Annotated in this window: 16 protein-coding genes; 13 read left to right on the top strand and 3 right to left on the bottom strand. The window is 41.2% G+C overall.

The features are described from left to right. Positions 1–4: 4 nt before the first annotated feature. On the bottom strand, positions 5–1,177 hold the full coding sequence (locus ACRYKC_RS05320) for a M20 metallopeptidase family protein (protein ID WP_433805661.1): 1,173 nt from the start codon (positions 1,175–1,177) through the stop codon (positions 5–7). Positions 1,178–1,318: 141 nt separating this feature from the next. Beyond that, positions 1,319–1,756, bottom strand: coding sequence for a ferritin-like domain-containing protein (locus ACRYKC_RS05315; RefSeq protein WP_433805659.1), 438 nt, complete (start codon positions 1,754–1,756; stop codon positions 1,319–1,321). 256 nt (positions 1,757–2,012) lie between these two features. On the opposite strand from ACRYKC_RS05315, the gene liaF reads away from it, so the two are divergent. From liaF to ACRYKC_RS05290, 5 genes are all read left to right on the top strand, one after another. Next, entirely contained in the window at positions 2,013–2,795 is a 783-nt protein-coding gene (gene liaF / locus ACRYKC_RS05310) for a cell wall-active antibiotics response protein LiaF (protein ID WP_433805657.1), read from the top strand. Between the two features lie 45 nt (positions 2,796–2,840). Further along, positions 2,841–3,875, top strand: coding sequence for a sensor histidine kinase (locus ACRYKC_RS05305; RefSeq protein ID WP_433805656.1), 1,035 nt, complete (start codon positions 2,841–2,843; stop codon positions 3,873–3,875). After that, positions 3,872–4,501 carry a response regulator gene (locus ACRYKC_RS05300; protein ID WP_433805655.1) on the top strand — a complete coding sequence of 210 codons (630 nt, stop codon included), beginning with the start codon at positions 3,872–3,874 and terminating at the stop codon, positions 4,499–4,501. Before ACRYKC_RS05305 ends, ACRYKC_RS05300 begins: the two co-directional genes overlap by 4 nt. Before the next feature lie 137 nt (positions 4,502–4,638). Then, positions 4,639–5,058, top strand: coding sequence for a disulfide oxidoreductase (locus ACRYKC_RS05295; RefSeq protein WP_433805654.1), 420 nt, complete (start codon positions 4,639–4,641; stop codon positions 5,056–5,058). Positions 5,059–5,062: 4 nt separating this feature from the next. Beyond that, a complete protein-coding gene (locus ACRYKC_RS05290; RefSeq protein ID WP_433805652.1) occupies positions 5,063–5,560 on the top strand; it encodes a thioredoxin family protein in 498 nt (165 codons plus the stop codon). A 38-nt stretch (positions 5,561–5,598) separates the two neighbouring features. Here the strand turns inward: ACRYKC_RS05290 and ACRYKC_RS05285 are convergent, their stop codons facing one another. Further along, positions 5,599–6,105, bottom strand: a complete 507-nt coding sequence (locus ACRYKC_RS05285) for an antibiotic biosynthesis monooxygenase family protein (protein WP_433805651.1) — start codon at positions 6,103–6,105, stop codon at positions 5,599–5,601. Between the two features lie 61 nt (positions 6,106–6,166). Here ACRYKC_RS05285 and ACRYKC_RS05280 point away from each other — a divergent pair, with 61 nt between their 5' ends. From ACRYKC_RS05280 to ACRYKC_RS05245, 8 genes are all read left to right on the top strand, one after another. Beyond that, on the top strand, positions 6,167–8,374 hold the full coding sequence (locus ACRYKC_RS05280) for a transglycosylase domain-containing protein (RefSeq protein ID WP_433805649.1): 2,208 nt from the start codon (positions 6,167–6,169) through the stop codon (positions 8,372–8,374). Between the two features lie 112 nt (positions 8,375–8,486). Then, positions 8,487–9,524: a uroporphyrinogen decarboxylase gene (hemE, locus tag ACRYKC_RS05275; RefSeq protein ID WP_433805647.1), complete on the top strand. Its 1,038-nt coding sequence runs from the start codon at positions 8,487–8,489 to the stop codon at positions 9,522–9,524. Between the two features lie 13 nt (positions 9,525–9,537). Beyond that, positions 9,538–10,473, top strand: coding sequence for a ferrochelatase (gene hemH / locus ACRYKC_RS05270; RefSeq protein ID WP_433805646.1), 936 nt, complete (start codon positions 9,538–9,540; stop codon positions 10,471–10,473). Between the two features lies 1 nt (position 10,474). Then, the gene (hemY, locus tag ACRYKC_RS05265) at positions 10,475–11,878 is read left to right on the top strand and encodes a protoporphyrinogen oxidase (RefSeq protein WP_433805645.1); all 1,404 of its coding nucleotides are present in this window, start codon (positions 10,475–10,477) and stop codon (positions 11,876–11,878) included. A gap of 262 nt (positions 11,879–12,140) precedes the next feature. Then, on the top strand, positions 12,141–13,154 hold the full coding sequence (locus tag ACRYKC_RS05260; RefSeq protein ID WP_433805644.1) for a LacI family DNA-binding transcriptional regulator: 1,014 nt from the start codon (positions 12,141–12,143) through the stop codon (positions 13,152–13,154). 171 nt (positions 13,155–13,325) lie between these two features. After that, positions 13,326–14,234: a YIEGIA family protein gene (locus tag ACRYKC_RS05255; RefSeq protein WP_433805716.1), complete on the top strand. Its 909-nt coding sequence runs from the start codon at positions 13,326–13,328 to the stop codon at positions 14,232–14,234. Continuing rightward, positions 14,235–14,441, top strand: a complete 207-nt coding sequence (locus ACRYKC_RS05250; RefSeq protein WP_433805642.1) for a capping complex subunit for YIEGIA — start codon at positions 14,235–14,237, stop codon at positions 14,439–14,441. Between the two features lie 96 nt (positions 14,442–14,537). Further along, positions 14,538–15,791, top strand: coding sequence for an MFS transporter (locus tag ACRYKC_RS05245; RefSeq protein ID WP_433805641.1), 1,254 nt, complete (start codon positions 14,538–14,540; stop codon positions 15,789–15,791). The last annotated feature ends 465 nt before the right edge of the window (positions 15,792–16,256 follow it).

Raw genomic sequence — 16,256 nt, 5'->3', positions numbered from 1 at the left:
TTTTTTAGACTTCCTCCTGATAGCTTCTGTAAGCTTGCAGAAGTGTTTTTGCGGCATGATTTAAAGCTTTCTCATCAAAATCAAATTTAGGATGATGGTGGGGATAATAGTGGTCAGGGATTTGCCCGCCAGTAAAATAAAAAGCACCTGGCTTATCTAGTAAATAATATGCAAAATCCTCTCCAGCCATTACGGGTTCAATTTCCTCCGTTTTCAGTGATGGATCTGCTTCGTGTGAGCGATGTAAAATCAGCTCAGCTTCTGTTTCGTGGTTGACGACAGGAGGATACCCTTTATGATAATTGAATTCATAGTCCGCACCATTGCTCTCGCAAGTGCCTTTAATAATTTTTTCCATCTCATCAATGATCAGTGCTTGAACCTCTTCATCAAATGTCCGGACTGTGCCTGTTAATTCAGCTGAATCAGCAATGATGTTAAATGTATGCCCAGCTTCGAATGTTCCCACAGATAGTACGGCAGTCTTTAAAGGATCTACCCTTCTGCTTACCACTTGTTGTAGAGATGTGACAAGCTGAGAAGCGATAACAATAGCATCCTTGGTTTGGTGGGGCTGGGCTCCATGACCGCCTTTCCCTTGAATCTTAATTTCAAAACGATCGGCACCTGCCATGAATGGACCTTTAGAAGCTTGGATGATACCAACAGGCGTATTCACCCAAATGTGTGTACCAAATACAGCATCGACGTGTTCCAAAGCTCCAGTTTCAAGAATTGGTTTGGCTCCGCCTGGAGCGTACTCCTCGGCATGCTGGTGGAGAAAAACAATCGTACCGGGTAGATCTTCTTTAAATGGAAGTATAGCTTCTGCTAATCCTAGTAGGGCCGCTGTGTGACCATCATGACCACAAGCGTGCATAGCTCCGTCGTTTTTCGATTTATAGCTGACTTCATTTTCTTCTTGAATCGGAAGGGCATCAAAATCTGCTCTTAAAGCCACCGTTTTCCCCGGTTTTCCTCCTTCAAGCGTAGCAATGACACCATTGCCGCCCACTTTGCTTTTATAAGGTAGTCCCAGTCTTTCGTATGTATCTATAATAAACTGAGCCGTGTCTTCCTCTTTGAAAGAGACTTCAGGGTGCTGGTGTAGGTGTCTTCGCGTTTCAACCATCTGCTCATACTGGTCGTCAACCGCTTGAAAAATCGTGTCCCACATGTATGTTCCTCCTCTTTGAGAATGGTTGAATAAAGTGTAATACATGACTGCAGGATTCTCAAACTAATCTGACTATTAAGGCAAATGGAAAAGTTCAAGAGAAATTAAAAAAGCCGCTATGTTGATAGCGGCTTTTTAGTATTAATCGTATAAACGGGAATCTTTCAGAAGACGTCCGATCTCTTCCATATGACCAGTTTCATCAGAAATTAAATCATCTAGTTTTACTGAAAGCTCGGTTAACCCTAATTCTTCAGCCTGCGCTTTGCGCTCTTCATAGCGTACGATTGTTTGACGTTCTGCTTCCATAGCTTCTTCAAGCATAGGTTTAACTTCAGTCAACTGCTTGACCTCAGCAGGAGTTGTTGTTGGAGTACCACCAAGAGTACTAATCTTTTCTGCTAAGTAAAGAGCGTGGCCTTGTTCGTCTGTGACCTCACTCTCAAAGAATGGCTTTAATACGGAGCGATATAAACCTGTGACGACTGCCGCATTATATGTGTACATAATCGTAGCGGCATATTCATGAGCCAAGTCTTCGTTTAGTCCATCGATTAGTGCTTTCATTTTTTCATCCATAACCTAACATCCTCCTTATAAAGAATTGACACTATATAGATATTCCCTGAAGTACGCTCTTTAAACATGTTTGTTTACAGAAATAGTCAGTCTAGAGACGGAGGTGAAAACAGTCTGAGGCTCGTTTTAATTACGAGGTGATCCAAGTAAATTAAAAGTAAGCAGGAAGGGAGTCTTTTCACATTAAGGTTGAATTAAAGGAATCTTCCACCTCATATAGAATTAATAGTCTTAGGAAAGAAAAGGGTGATTAGGAATGAAAAAAGGGTTTGTGAATATTTTATTGGCTATAGTACTAGTCTCTGTCGGAGTTCTATTACTTTTGTCTAATTTAGACGTTATTTCCCTGGAAATGAGTCTCTCATGGGAGAACATTTATCCAGTTTTACTTCTTGGTATTGGAATGAAAATGTGGTTGGATGCCCTTTTAAAGTCAGGTGGCTCATGGGTTCTTGGTTCGTTTTTGACTATTTTAGGAACGCTGCTTCTACTGGACCGTCTTGAAGTAATTGTATTTGAACTGGGTGATGTGCTGAGGCTATGGCCTCTACTGTTTATTTATATCGGATTCGCTATATTTTTGGGTGGAAATAAGCGAAAGAGGAATTTTGAGTTCCACTATGATTCAAACGCAGCTGCTCAGGACACAGCAACGTTCAATAGGAAAGACCCAAAACCAAGTCGGATGGCAATCGGAAGTCAGGAGTTTAAAAAGGATAACTGGAAAGTGGAACCGATGGATCTTTGGAATGGAATCGGAGATTATAAGTTCGATTTCACAAGAGCATTCATTCCAGATGGGGATACTCCTATCCATGTAAGAGGCTGGATCGGTGATGTGAAAATGGTAATTCCGAAGAATGTCCCATTCAGAGTTGAGGCAAGTATTAAGACGGGGGATATCCAGGTCAATAATCAGAACGCAAGTGGGTTTAAACGAGAGCTTGTATACGAGACCGAGGATTATCACTCTGCCACCAGAAGGTTATCCCTCTATATTGATTTTAGAGTAGGTTCCATAAAGGTTGACCATGTATAGGAGGGGAAAACGGGCATGTTAAAACAGTTGAATAGTATCCGATATATGTATATTCGATCACATTTGTACGGGCTCATTTTGAATATATTTATATTATTGGCTGTACTTCTTTCCATTCACGTCTGGTTCGAACCATCATGGCTAAGCCCGGGTGCCATTTTATTTTTTATCCTCTCGTATTTGATTGTAGGATTCTTTATGTCTATCTATGCTGGCTTCAAATCGAGCGGCGATATGAAACAGCGATTTGATTATATCTCAACGATGATTACCCAGCTATCAAGAGGAGAATTTTCTTCAAGAATTTACTTTAATGAAAACGATGAGGTCGCCAGCTTAGGGGATGAACTTAATGAGCTGGGAGAAAAGCTACAGCAGCAAAAAGAGTCTTTATTAAAGCTTGCCGATGAAAAAGCAGAACTAGCACGCTCTGCTCATAAGGCAGCAACGATTGAAGAGAGACAGAGATTAGCCAGGGATCTGCATGATGCCGTTAGTCAACAATTGTTCGCTTTGACCATGATGGCTCAAGCTACGGGAAAAGTATTTGATAAAAATCCCGAAAAAGCCAAGAAGCAACTCGAAGAAATCACGCAGATGGCACTACAAGCTCAGACAGAAATGAGGGCCCTTCTCCTGCACTTAAGGCCTGTTCATTTGTCAGGGGAACCACTAACCGAAGGGGTTTTTTCTCTCATTGAAGAATTAAAACAAAAATGTCCACTCCATTTTGAAGTCCAAATGGAGGAGATGGATCAAATATCGAGAACGACAGAGGAACAGCTCTTTAGAGTAGTACAGGAAGCGCTATCGAACATATTACGTCATGCGAATGCATCCGAAGTTAAAGTAAATTTGACTCATTCTAAGGGAGAGATGTTTCTACATATATCGGATGACGGCGCTGGTTTTGATCCAGAGGAAAAGAAAAGCAATAAGGCTTCTTATGGGTTAAAGTCTATGAAAGAGCGCTGCGAAGAAATAGGAGGCGTTTTTACGCTTCGTTCTAGAGAAGGAGAAGGAACGCATATCGATATAAGAGTGCCAACAACTGTTCAAAGTAAGGAGGAGTCAAAATGATACGTGTCGCCGTAATTGATGATCACGATGTAGTAAGAAAAGGAATCATCGCTTATTTAGATACGGAGGATGATTTAGAAGTTGTAGGTGAAGCGTCAAGCGGGTTCAAAGGAGCGGACTTAGTTAAGGAACTGAAACCTGATGTGGTTTTGATGGATTTGATCATGGAACAGGGAACAGGAATTGAGGCAACCGAGGAAATCATGAAAACAGAGGATTGTAAAATTATTATTCTCACAAGCTTTTATGATGACGAAAAGGTTTTTCCTGCTCTTGAGGCGGGAGCTTTCAGTTATATGCTGAAGACTTCTTCTGCGGATGAAATCGCTGAGGCCATTCGAAAAGCCTATCAAGGTGAAAATGTGATCGAGCCAAAAGTAGCTACCAAAATGATGACTCGTCTTCGAAAAGAGAAAAAACCTCATGAGGAATTGACAAGAAGAGAACTAGAAGTATTAATGTGCATAGGAGAAGGGATGACGAATCAGGAAATCGGTGAACATCTCTATATAGGGATAAAGACGGTTAAGACTCATGTAAGTAATGTATTGAGTAAACTTGGCGTCCAAGATCGTACTCAGGCAGCTGTATATGCCCACAGAAATCAGTTGCTTAAAAAATCATAATTCCCCAAAAGCCACCATTGCGTGGCTTTTTGTTTTTTTATGACCAAAACGGAAAACTTTAGCAGGGAAAGTATTTTGTATTCAAATTAATACCTAGTATAATACACATGGGAGAGGTAGAAAGGATTAGTATACTTATGAAATCAAATCACGAAACTTATTTGTTTGTAATCTGGGCTACAGCATTAGTAGCCACAGCTGGAAGCTTATTTTTTTCTGAAGTCCTCAAGTATGAACCGTGTGAACTCTGTTGGTACCAGCGAATATTGATGTATCCGCTTATCTTCGTCTATGGGGCTGCATTGGTGAAGAAAAACCAGGAGATTGCTATCCCCGGTATTATCCTTAGCGGGATTGGAATGTTGGTTTCTATCTATCATTATTCCATTCAAAAAGTGCCTGCATTATCGGACGGAGGCGCGTGTGGACTCGTACCCTGTAATGCTCAGTATGTAAATTACTTTGGCTTTGTGACGATTCCATTTTTAGCTGGACTGGCTTTCATCATCATCTTTATTACCCATGGCACGTTGCTCATGAAGAAAAGGAGATCGTAAAAACATGAAAAAGAAAATGGCTATTTTCGGAGCGGTGCTTGCCGTTCTTATCGCCGTACTAATTTTTGTTGTTAATTATCAAAATAACCAAAAGACAGCGGATAACCCTTATGGGAAAGAGACATTAGATCAGGCAACAATTGATCAGCTGGATGATCCGATGTACCAAAATCAAGTGACTCCTGATGAATTAAAAGAACAAATTAACTCGGGTGAACCAACTACGGTTTATTTCTATAGTCCAACATGTATCCATTGTCAGCGAACGACCCCTGTCGTGGTGCCGATGGTTCAGGAACTAGGTATAGATATGAAGAAATTAAACTTGCTGGAATTTGAGAGTCTATGGAATGAGTACGAAATTGAAGGGACACCGACCATCGTACATTACGAAAATGGAGAAGAAACAGCACGTATATCGGGTGAGCAAAGCGTTGATGCTTTCGACGAATTCTTTCACCAGGAAGTACTGAAGGACGCTCCTGATAAACCGGAGGAATAGAAAAAAAGTGAGCGGCCCGATAACCGCTCACTTTTCCTTTATTCTTCCATCTGCACCATATGATATTTTGTGATATAAGCGTCGCCATCAATAAAAGAAGGCTTTTTCTGGTGTTTAGGGCCAGAGTTTTTGTGAGCTTGTTCAAAGGATTTGGAGTTCTTCCAATCTTCAAAGTCTTGAGGATTCCTCCATTGGGTGAGAACCACATAAGTATTACCTCTGAGAGGTCTTAAGATACGGATGGCTTGAAACCCTTCCATGTTCTCCACGTTTCCTGCTCTTTGCTTGAAACGATCCTCAAAAACGGGGCGTCCTTCGTCACTGACAGGAATGTTGTTCATCACGACGAAGCCTTTGGCCTGCATATTTCCGACAGAATCTACGACTTCGTAATCTCGGCCTTCTTCGAAAATGGACGTTTGGTCACCCTCATAATAGGCGACGGTTTTATCCTGGTCTTGCATGAAAAGTAAGTGAACATCTGGGTGATTTTGGTTTAGCTTAGCTAAGTAATTCAATGTACCATTTGTCATCGAAACCTTCATAGCGATGTCTCCTTTCCTGCGTTATGTTCATTTTAGCAATTGATACATGGAAGGAGCAAGTTTGAAGGAATCGTTCAGAAAGGATGCACAAGAGTTGAACATCAAAGAGTATAAAAAACGACTACCCACATGGACAAAGCATTTGAAATGGCCCGGGATTATTGTTGGGTCCATCCTGCTATTAATGATTATCGGCTATGCAACGATTGTATTTGGCGGGCGGTTTGTAGTTGATCAGAGAGATCTAGTTTTAGATGAAATGACAACCGTAGAAACTAAAGATGGGGAAGTTATTGAACGAATTTATACGAAAAACAGGAAGATCGTACCTATCGATCAAATTCCAGAACATGTACGAAATGCTTTTATTGCTATCGAGGATTCCCGGTTTTATGATCACTCCGGAGTCGATTTCAAATCAATTGCCAGAGCTGTTTACAAAGATATTATTGCCATGGAGAAGGTAGAGGGTGGAAGTACGATCACTCAGCAGCTTGCCAAAAACCTTTTCTTATCGAATGACAAAACATGGATGAGAAAAACAAAAGAAGTAATGGCTGCGAAGTATTTAGAACGTAAATACACGAAAGAAGAAATTTTGGAATTATATCTAAATCGTATTTATTTCGGAGAAGGCGCTTACGGAATAGAAGCAGCTTCCCAACATTATTTCAACGTTTCGGTTTCTGACTTAACAGTTCCCCAGGCGGCATTACTCGCGGGATTGCCAAAAGCACCAAATAACTACTCTCCTTTTGACCATCCTGAAGAAGCGAAGCAGCGCAGGAATGTGGTTCTCGCTAGAATGGCAGTTATTGGTGTGCTGGATACGGAAGAAATGATCAGCTTTCAGGGTTCAACGCTTGGAACGGAGAGGAAAAATGAAGCTGAGGAAACATGGTCGAACAGCTATGTTGATCTTGTGATTGATGAGGCAGCGGAAAAGTATCATATTTCAAGAGAAGAGTTGAAACGTGGCGGATACAGAATCGTTGTAGAAATGGATCCTGCTATTCAACGTATTGCTGCAGACCAGATGAAAAATGGAGAGTTTGTGCCATCTTCTCAAGGTCAAGTAGAAGGCGCCTTTACACTAATGGATCATAAATCAGGGGCCTTAGTGGCCGCTGTCGGAGGGCGTGATTTTAAACATGGCGATGTAAACAGGGTGAAGACTAAACATCAGCCTGCTTCTGTCATCAAACCCCTCGCTGTTTATGGTCCTGCGTTAATGGATGATAACTATGATCCATTCACACTACTATCCGATAGTCGTCAATCGTTTGCAGGAAATTTCAATCCTTCTAATTATAACGATGAATATGAGGGGGAAGTTTCCTTATATGAGGCTTTGGTTGAATCGAAAAATGTTTCTGCCGTATGGCTTCTTGACAGAATTGGTGTTAACTACTCTAAACAGTATTTGAGCAAATTGGGCCTGCCTACTGAAGATAAAGGACTGGCGATTGCATTAGGGGGCTTGTCCAAAGGATACTCACCTCTTCAGTTAACAGAGGCTTACCGTAGTTTTGCCCAACAAGGAAAAAGGGTTGTAGGGTATACGATTCGTTCTATTGAAAATAGAGACGGTGAAATCATCCACGAGCACAAGCTAAAGGAAAAAAAGGTTTTCAATAAGCAGACAGCCTGGTTCATGACGGAAATGCTTCAAACCACGGTGGAAGAAGGGACTGCAAGTGCAGGAGATTATGCGAAAGCATTAGCAGGCAAGACGGGGACAAGTCAGCTTGCTTCAGGAAAAGGAAATTCGGATGTGTGGTTTGCTGGCTACACCCCTGAATATGTCGGCGTACTGTGGATGGGATATGATCGCGTTGGCGAGCAGCGATGGTTAGAAGGAGGCAGTTCTTATCCTACACGCATGATGAAGAACATTTTAACTAAAGTTGATCAGCAAAAGAACTTGACCGCTTCCTTCTCCAAACCAGAAGGGGTTGAAAGTTTGCCGGAACCTATCGATTTGCCGGTGATCAATGATCTAGAAGGGAAACTCAGACTTTCGGGACTTGCACTCTTAAGAGGAACGTTAGAATGGACGCCTTCGAGTGATCAGCGAGTAGTATACCGTATCTACCGTGAAGAAGAAGGAGAAGATGTTAATGTTGGAGAAGTGACAGGAAAGGGAAGTTACAAAGTAAGTGCGTTTGGCATTTTTGACCAAACGACGTATTACGTTGTTCCTTACGATCCCTTAACTGGAGCTGAAGGCAAACCTTCCAATTCGGTAACGCTCAGCTGGGACCTGTGAAAAAATGAACAATATCGTGACAAATAAGCAATCATTCTATACACAGCGGTGATAAATCGGTATAGTGGATAACGGATGATTGATTTGATCGTGAATAAAGGAGCATATAACCATGAAGAAAATTGAAAACGATACGATTCTCAGAGCTTTTCGTGGAGAAAAAACGGACCATACGCCAGTGTGGTTCATGCGTCAGGCTGGAAGATCTCAGCCAGAATACCGTAAATTGAAGGAAAAGTATTCATTGTTTGAGATTACTCATCAGCCCGAGCTGTGTGCTTATGTCACACGCCTGCCTGTTGAACAATACGGGGTCGATGCTGCGATTCTCTATAAAGACATTATGTCCCCGCTTCCAGCAATTGGAGTAGACGTTGAAATTAAAAAAGGAATCGGCCCAGTGATTCATAATCCGACTCGGACAAAGGCGGACATTGAAAAGCTGGGAACCATTGACCCAGAATCTGATGTACCTTACGTCTTGGATACGATTCGTCTTTTAACGAAAGAGCAGTTGAATGTTCCGTTAATTGGATTTAGTGGAGCGCCTTTTACACTTGCAAGTTATATGATTGAGGGCGGCCCTTCTAAGAATTACAATAAAACTAAAGCCCTTATGTACAGTGAACCGATGGCATGGTTCTCCCTGATGGAAAAATTAGCCGATATGGTTATTACTTACGTGCGTGCCCAGGTTGCAGCAGGTGCGAGTGCCATCCAGATCTTTGATTCATGGGTTGGTGCTTTGAATGCTGCGGATTACCGCACGTACATTAAACCTGTTATGGAGCGGATCTTCCGTGAGCTTCAAGAAGAAGATGTTCCTTTGATCTTATTCGGAGTGGGTGCTCGCCATCTAGCATTGGAGTGGAATGAACTTCCAATTGACGTACTTGGACTTGACTGGAGAATGTCAATTACAGAAGCCCGTGAAAACGGAATTACAAAACCTCTTCAAGGAAATCTTGATCCATCTACATTGCTGGCCGATTGGAACGTGATCGAAGAACGTGCTAAGCGTATTATAGATGAAGGAAGACAACATCCTGCGCATATTTTCAATCTTGGCCATGGGGTTACACCGGATATCCAGCCGGAAACATTGAAACGACTGACGAAGTTGATTCATGATTATTCAAAAACTAGATAAGAGGTGAATAATGATGGCAAAAAAACAAATGGGCCTATTGGTCATGGCTTATGGAACACCTTATAAGGAAGAAGATCTTGAAAGATATTATACCCATATTCGCAGAGGCCGCAAGCCTTCCGATGAAATGCTGCAAGACTTGCGGGATCGTTACGATGCAATCGGAGGGATTTCTCCTTTAGCACGGATCACAGAAGATCAGGGAAAAGCATTGGAAGCAGAATTGAATGAACTTCAAAATGATGTGGAATTCAAACTATACTTAGGTTTAAAACATATTGAACCATTCGTAGAAGATGCAGTAGAAGCGATGGCAAAAGACGGCATAGAAGAAGCTGTATCAATCGTTCTTGCCCCTCACTACTCTACGTACAGTGTTAAATCCTACAATGGACGTGCACAGGAAGAAGCGGACAAGCATGGAATCACCATCCGTTCAGTTGAAAGCTGGTATGATGCCCCTGGATTCATCGATTATTGGAAAGAAAAAATCAATCAAGAATACGCAAAAATGAGTGAAGAGGAAAAGCAAAAAGCCTGTTTAATCGTTTCTGCTCACAGCTTGCCAATGAAAATTCTCGAAGGCGGAGACCCTTATCCGGATCAGCTTAAGAAAACGGCCGAGTTAATCTCTGAAGCCACAGGGATTACTCAGTATGAGATTGGATGGCAAAGTGAAGGAAACACACCGGATCCTTGGATCGGCCCTGATGTACAGGACTTAACAAGTGAACTTTACAATGAAAAAGGATATACGACATTTGTTTATGCTCCAGTCGGTTTCGTATCTGATCACCTTGAAGTGCTTTATGACAATGATTATGAATGTAAGGTTGTTTGTGATGAAATTGGCGCGAATTACTACCGCCCTGAGATGCCTAACACTCATCCAAAATTCATTCACACGCTAGCAAACGTTGTATTAGACAAAGTGAAAGAGCAGGGATAATATGTCTGAACCAAAACAGGTCGTCATCATCGGCGGTGGAATTTCAGGGCTGACGGCCGCTTACTACTTACAAAAAGAAAAGCAGAACGAAAATCTGCCGATTAAGATTAAACTACTCGAATCTAGTGACCACCTCGGCGGTAAAATTGAAACTGTTCAAAAAGACGGGTTCACTATTGAACGAGGACCTGATTCTTTTCTTGCCCGTAAAGAGAGTGCAGCAAGATTAGCTCAAGAAGTCGGTTTAGGAGGTAAGCTTGTTCCTAATGGTACGGGCCAATCATACATTCTTGTTAATGGGAAGCTTCACCCTATGCCGAGCGGATCCTTTATGGGAATCCCGACAAGAATCCGCCCATTCCTTTTCTCAGGCTTATTCAGTCCTGTTGGCAAAGTGAGAGCCGCCCAGGACCTTGTGAAGCAAAAGAAACATGTAGATGGAGATCAATCACTTGGGTTGTTTTTCCGGCGTCGGCTAGGAAATGAAGTTGTAGAAAATTTGATTGAGCCTCTGTTATCAGGTATTTATGCAGGTGATATCGATGAACTAAGTCTACAGTCAACTTTCCCGATGTTTTATGACTTTGAACAGCATTACGGGAGCCTGATCAAGGGGTTAAGAAAGAAATATCCTATGAAGAAGCCGAAAAAAGGTGAGAAAAAGCCAAGTATGTTCCGCACCCTTGAAAATGGTCTAGGCTCCCTTGTCCATGCAATTGAGGAAGAGCTGGAACCTGACGTTGTTCAGAAGAACACGCAAGTGAACCACATTGAAAAGCATGATAAAGGCTATCACTTATTGCTCAATAATGGAACCGTCCAAGAAGCGGATGCGGTTATTCTTGCTGTCCCTCACTTTGCGGCACAACGAATGCTGACTCACTATGAATTTATGGCTCCTTTTAAAGAAAAGAATGCCACCTCTGTCGCCAACGTTGCTATGGCGTTTGATGCCTCAGCGATTAAAAAAGATATCGATGGTACAGGGTTTGTCGTATCCCGAAACAGTGACTTTCGAATAACTGCATGTACGTGGACGCATAAAAAGTGGCCGCATTCCACACCAGAAGGTAAAGTGCTGCTGCGCTGCTACGTCGGAAAACCGGACGACCAAGAAGTGGTCGACTTAACGGATGAAGAAATTGTAGAAATCTGTCTTCGGGATTTAAACCAGACGATGGACATTTCGGAGCGTCCTGACTTTTCGATCGTAACACGCTGGCATGATGCAATGCCTCAATACAAAGTCGGTCATAAAGAACGGCTAGAGACCATTACTGGTCAAATGAAAGAGCATATTCCGGGCGTTTACCTTGCTGGAGGTTCCTACCGAGGTATCGGCCTCCCAGATTGTATTGACCAGGGAGAAGCAGCTGTCCAACAAGTATTAGATTACCTCCAATAATTATTCTAGAAAACTGCTGTGGGATCACAGCAGTTTTTCTTGTTTTTGTGCTTGTCAGTGCATGATTCTTTTCGATTAGAAGTGAAGAGTTGGAGATCGAATTTCCATCGTGTTAAGGACCACTTGAGATACATAGATAAGAATCAACTGAATTTTAAATTCTTTATTTTGTGAAAAGACTTGCAACAAATTGGAAGGATTAGTATGATTTTATATGGAAGCGTTTTCAATGTTTGCTAGATTATCAGTAGGGGGAATAAGAATGGCTACGATTGAAGATGTAGCGAAATTGGCTGGGTTATCCAGAACAACCGTATCCCGCGTGATTAACGACCAGCCTTATGTCACAGAAGAGAAAAGACAGCGAATCATCCAAGCCATGCATGACCTTGGTTACGTCCCCAATTCATCAGCCCGCAGACTCAGAAGTCAACGTACAGAAACCATCGCCGTACTCTTACCAAGAATAACAAACCCGTTTTTCGGAAATTTAATTGAATCTATGGAAGAGAAGGCCTCTGAATGGGGTTATCAGGTTATCGTCTGCCAAACTCATGATTCCAAGAAAAAAGAGATGGATTATTTACAGCTTTTAAAAACAAAACAAGTAGATGGAGTCATTATGGCCTCCATCATAAATAATTGGGAAGACGTTGAACCCTATTTAGAATCAGGACCAATTGTTGTTTGTAACGAATATATGGAAGGTACACCTGTGCCAACGGTGCACATGGATCATAAAAAGGCGTCTTATGAAGCCACTAAGCATTTGATGGAGCAAGGATGTAATCATATTGCGTATGTCAGCGGTGGTCCTGATAGTCATTTGACTTCCGAACGCAGAAAAGGGTTCGAGGAAGCCCTTAAAGATAAGGGGACAAGCAAGATAGAGGATTTGAATATTGATTGGGCACTTGATGTGAAAGATGGGCAGAAGGTCTTTCATTTTATTAAAGAAAATCATCCATATATTGACGGTGTTTTTACAGGGTCAGATGAAGTAGCGGCAGGGATAATATATGAAGCAAGTCAATATGATTGGGAAATCCCTCACGATCTGGCTGTGGTCGGGTTTGATAATCAAATGATCTCCCTGTTAATGGTTCCTTCAGTTACAACAGTGGAACAGCCTGTAAAACAAATGGCGAACAAAGCAGTAGAAATATTATTGCAACAGCTGCTGCATCCGGGGACACACTACCCAAGAGAATATGTCTATGATCACGAACTTCTTATACGGAATTCAACAAAAAGAAGAAAATTGTCTGTACACTAAAATCCACTTCGTGTGGATTTTTTTGTTTGTAAAAATAGGCTTTCTCGATTCACTTCGAATAAGGCAAGGTGGTGGCCTGCGTTTTTATAGAAGGCTACTTTTGGAGGGTGAAGCGGGTTAACCTCTAATAATCGGAAATAATAATGGGAAGTTTAATGTTTAGGAGTGATACTGATGAATGGAGAGCTCTCCTTTGAACAGTTGAGTATAATCATAACGGCTGTCATTATAGGAACACTTGGAAGAGTATGGTTGTTAAAAGAAGATTATCGACAGTACCCAAGTTATCCAAATGGCTATTTAATCCATTTGATTACAGGTTTTGTCGCTTCAGCTTTAGGAGCCGTAGCTATTCCAGCCTTAATAAGCAAGAATTTTGTTGCGGTCACATTTTTAACTCTCGCATTACAACAGTTTAGAGACGTTAGAAAAATGGAGAAGGAGAGCTTGAGTGAATTAGAGAATACAGAGTACACCTATCGAGGGAACGCTTATATTGATGGAATAGCAAAAACGTTTGAAGCAAGGAACTACATTGCATTCATTACTTCGTTTGTTGTTTCTTTAATTATATCCTCCTTACCCTTTCAATTAGCTGTAGATACAGCTTTAGGTGTTCTAGGTGGGCTCGTTATACTATTTTTCCTGAAGCATTTTACTAAAGGAAAAAGTATTGGGGATATTGCTCAAGTTGAAGAAGGAAAAGTAGAAGTCAAGGACTCAAGCCTCTTCGTTGATGGAATTTTTGTTAGTAATCTTTTAGGTACGGATAATGCAGCAACCCTATTTAAAGAAGAAGGATTAGCAGTGGTAATTTATCCAAATGAAAACCACTACCGAATCAATCTTGATAATTTTGGGCAAAGGCAGGCAGCTTTGTTTGAAGCAACCAGAGCGTTAGGCAATAAACGCTACCATTTTACCAGAAAAGATTATGAAAAGGGGCGGGTGGTGATTACTCTTGTGCCGATCAAGCAAGATATTGATGCCCTGATTGAAGTGGTAAAAAAGTGTCCATTGCTTGAAAGTACAAAGAAATCCCATCGTGTAATGAAAACAGATGTAAAGGAGGAAAAGTAAATGGGGAGAGAATCAACCATCAAGCCTCAATATGAAATTTTGGCTTATGTAACGATTAACAATAACCGGGTACTTGCGAGCAGTTGTCTCACCTTATTCGCAGAAGATATGGAAGCCTCTAAGGAAATGACAGTAGATATTGCCAAAGCAATGAAAGCCGATGTTGTTCAATTGAACAACGGAGACTATATGGTCATTCGTGTATAGCAGTTAGTAGAAATTCTTTTAGGATTCTCATTTTGCATAAGGAAAGAACGGATTTGGAATTCTACAAAGGTAGAATAGAGGAGGTTCAGCTTTTATATGGAAAATACAGGAAAAGACCAAAAAGTAGGGAGATGGTGCCTAGTCAGCATGGCATCCATTCCTTTAGTTATGACCCTCGGGAACTCAATGTTAATCCCTGTTCTGCCGATATTTGAAAAGAAAGTGGATATTACTTCTTTTCAATCCAGCATGATTATCACAAGCTATTCACTAGCCGCTATTTTTTTGATCCCTGTCGCAGGCTATTTATCTGATCGATTTGGCCGAAAAATTGTCATCTTGCCCAGTTTAATTCTTGCTTTGATAGGAGGAATCATCGCAGGATTTGCTTCTTGGAAAGGGAATGACCCATATACGTGGATTCTGATTGGTCGTGTTCTTCAAGGAATCGGGGCAGCTGGAGCGACACCTATCATCCTCCCTTTAGTAGGGGATCTTTATAAAGGAGATGATGAAAAAACAAGTTCTTGCCTTGGATTAATCGAAACCTCGAATACCTTTGGAAAAGTATTAAGTCCAATTTTAGGAGCAGCTTTTGCGGCGTTCTTATGGTTTCTTCCGTTTTTTTCAATATCGTTTTTCAGTTTGATCTCCATAGCACTTGTTTTCTTTTTTATTAAAGTTCCCAAGAAAAAAGACGAACCCGTGAAATTTAAAGCGTTTGTCCATAAAACAAAGGACATATTTAAAAAAGAGGGAAGATGGATTTATACCGTATTTTTAGTCGGTGTTTATTTAATGTTTCTGTTATTTGCTGTCTTGTTCTTTTTATCGGATAATCTTGAGAAAATCCATGATATTTATGGAGTTAAGAAAGGCTTAGTTCTTGCGGTTCCCCTTCTCGGATTATGTGGAGCCTCCTATATAGCTGGGAAGAAAATTAAAGATAACCTTAAAACGATGAAAAGAGTATTGATGACCAGCTTGATTGTAATTTCAGTCAGTGTCGTTTTCGTTGGGTACACTAGCGAAAAGTTGGTGTTGCTCCTTGGAATCACAAGTTTGTTCGGTATAGCTATGGGGGCTACCTTACCTGTCCTGGATGCTCTTATAACGGAGGGGATTGAAAAAGAAGAAAGAGGAACCATTTCTTCTTTTTACAGTTCGGCAAGGTTCGTTGGGGTTGCTTTCGGGCCACCGGGTATGTCACTGGTAATGGATAAATATTTGAATGTAAGCTTTTTTGCAGCTGGTGGAGTGGGGCTGATTATATTATGGTTGGTCATAAAATTTATTGAGGCTTCTAAATCTGAGAAGGGACAGGGGAATACAGAGAATGCTTTTGCTTAAATAATGGATTCTATTTCTATAGATGCTTCTCTTTATTTTTCTTTATGGAAGAGTTAAGGAGGAGCATAGTTCCTTCACTCCTTGAACAAAAAAGTAAACAATTTCTTACAATGTGTAAAAAATTGTTTACCTTTATAGGCGCAAATAAAAAACCCCTTGCATAAGCCAGGGGAAGGGATAAACAACTTAGGTGACCCAACCATGTAAGAATCATCCATGATTCTACATCTGTTTGAACATTATCTTTCTTGAAGGACAATTCTTTAGGGAATCCGTTTCCTTCGTTTTGGTTAAGTCCGATTTTGTTCCTCTTACTTTCGTTTTACACTCTTTCAAAAGAAATGATCGGACTAGGTTTTTCTCTTTGTTAGACTACCTCATCATGGTGGTGATTTTTTCTGCCTGAAGAGGTCATCGTCCTTCATTAGAGACATCTATTGTCTACATTGAACTGTAGACCTGTTG

This window comes from Halobacillus sp. A1-3 (assembly GCF_050971765.1).
Lineage (GTDB): Bacteria > Bacillota > Bacilli > Bacillales > Halobacillaceae > Halobacillus > Halobacillus mangrovi_B.
The sequence above is the reverse complement of the archived record's forward strand: the minus strand, read 5'-3'. Positions and strand labels throughout refer to the sequence as shown.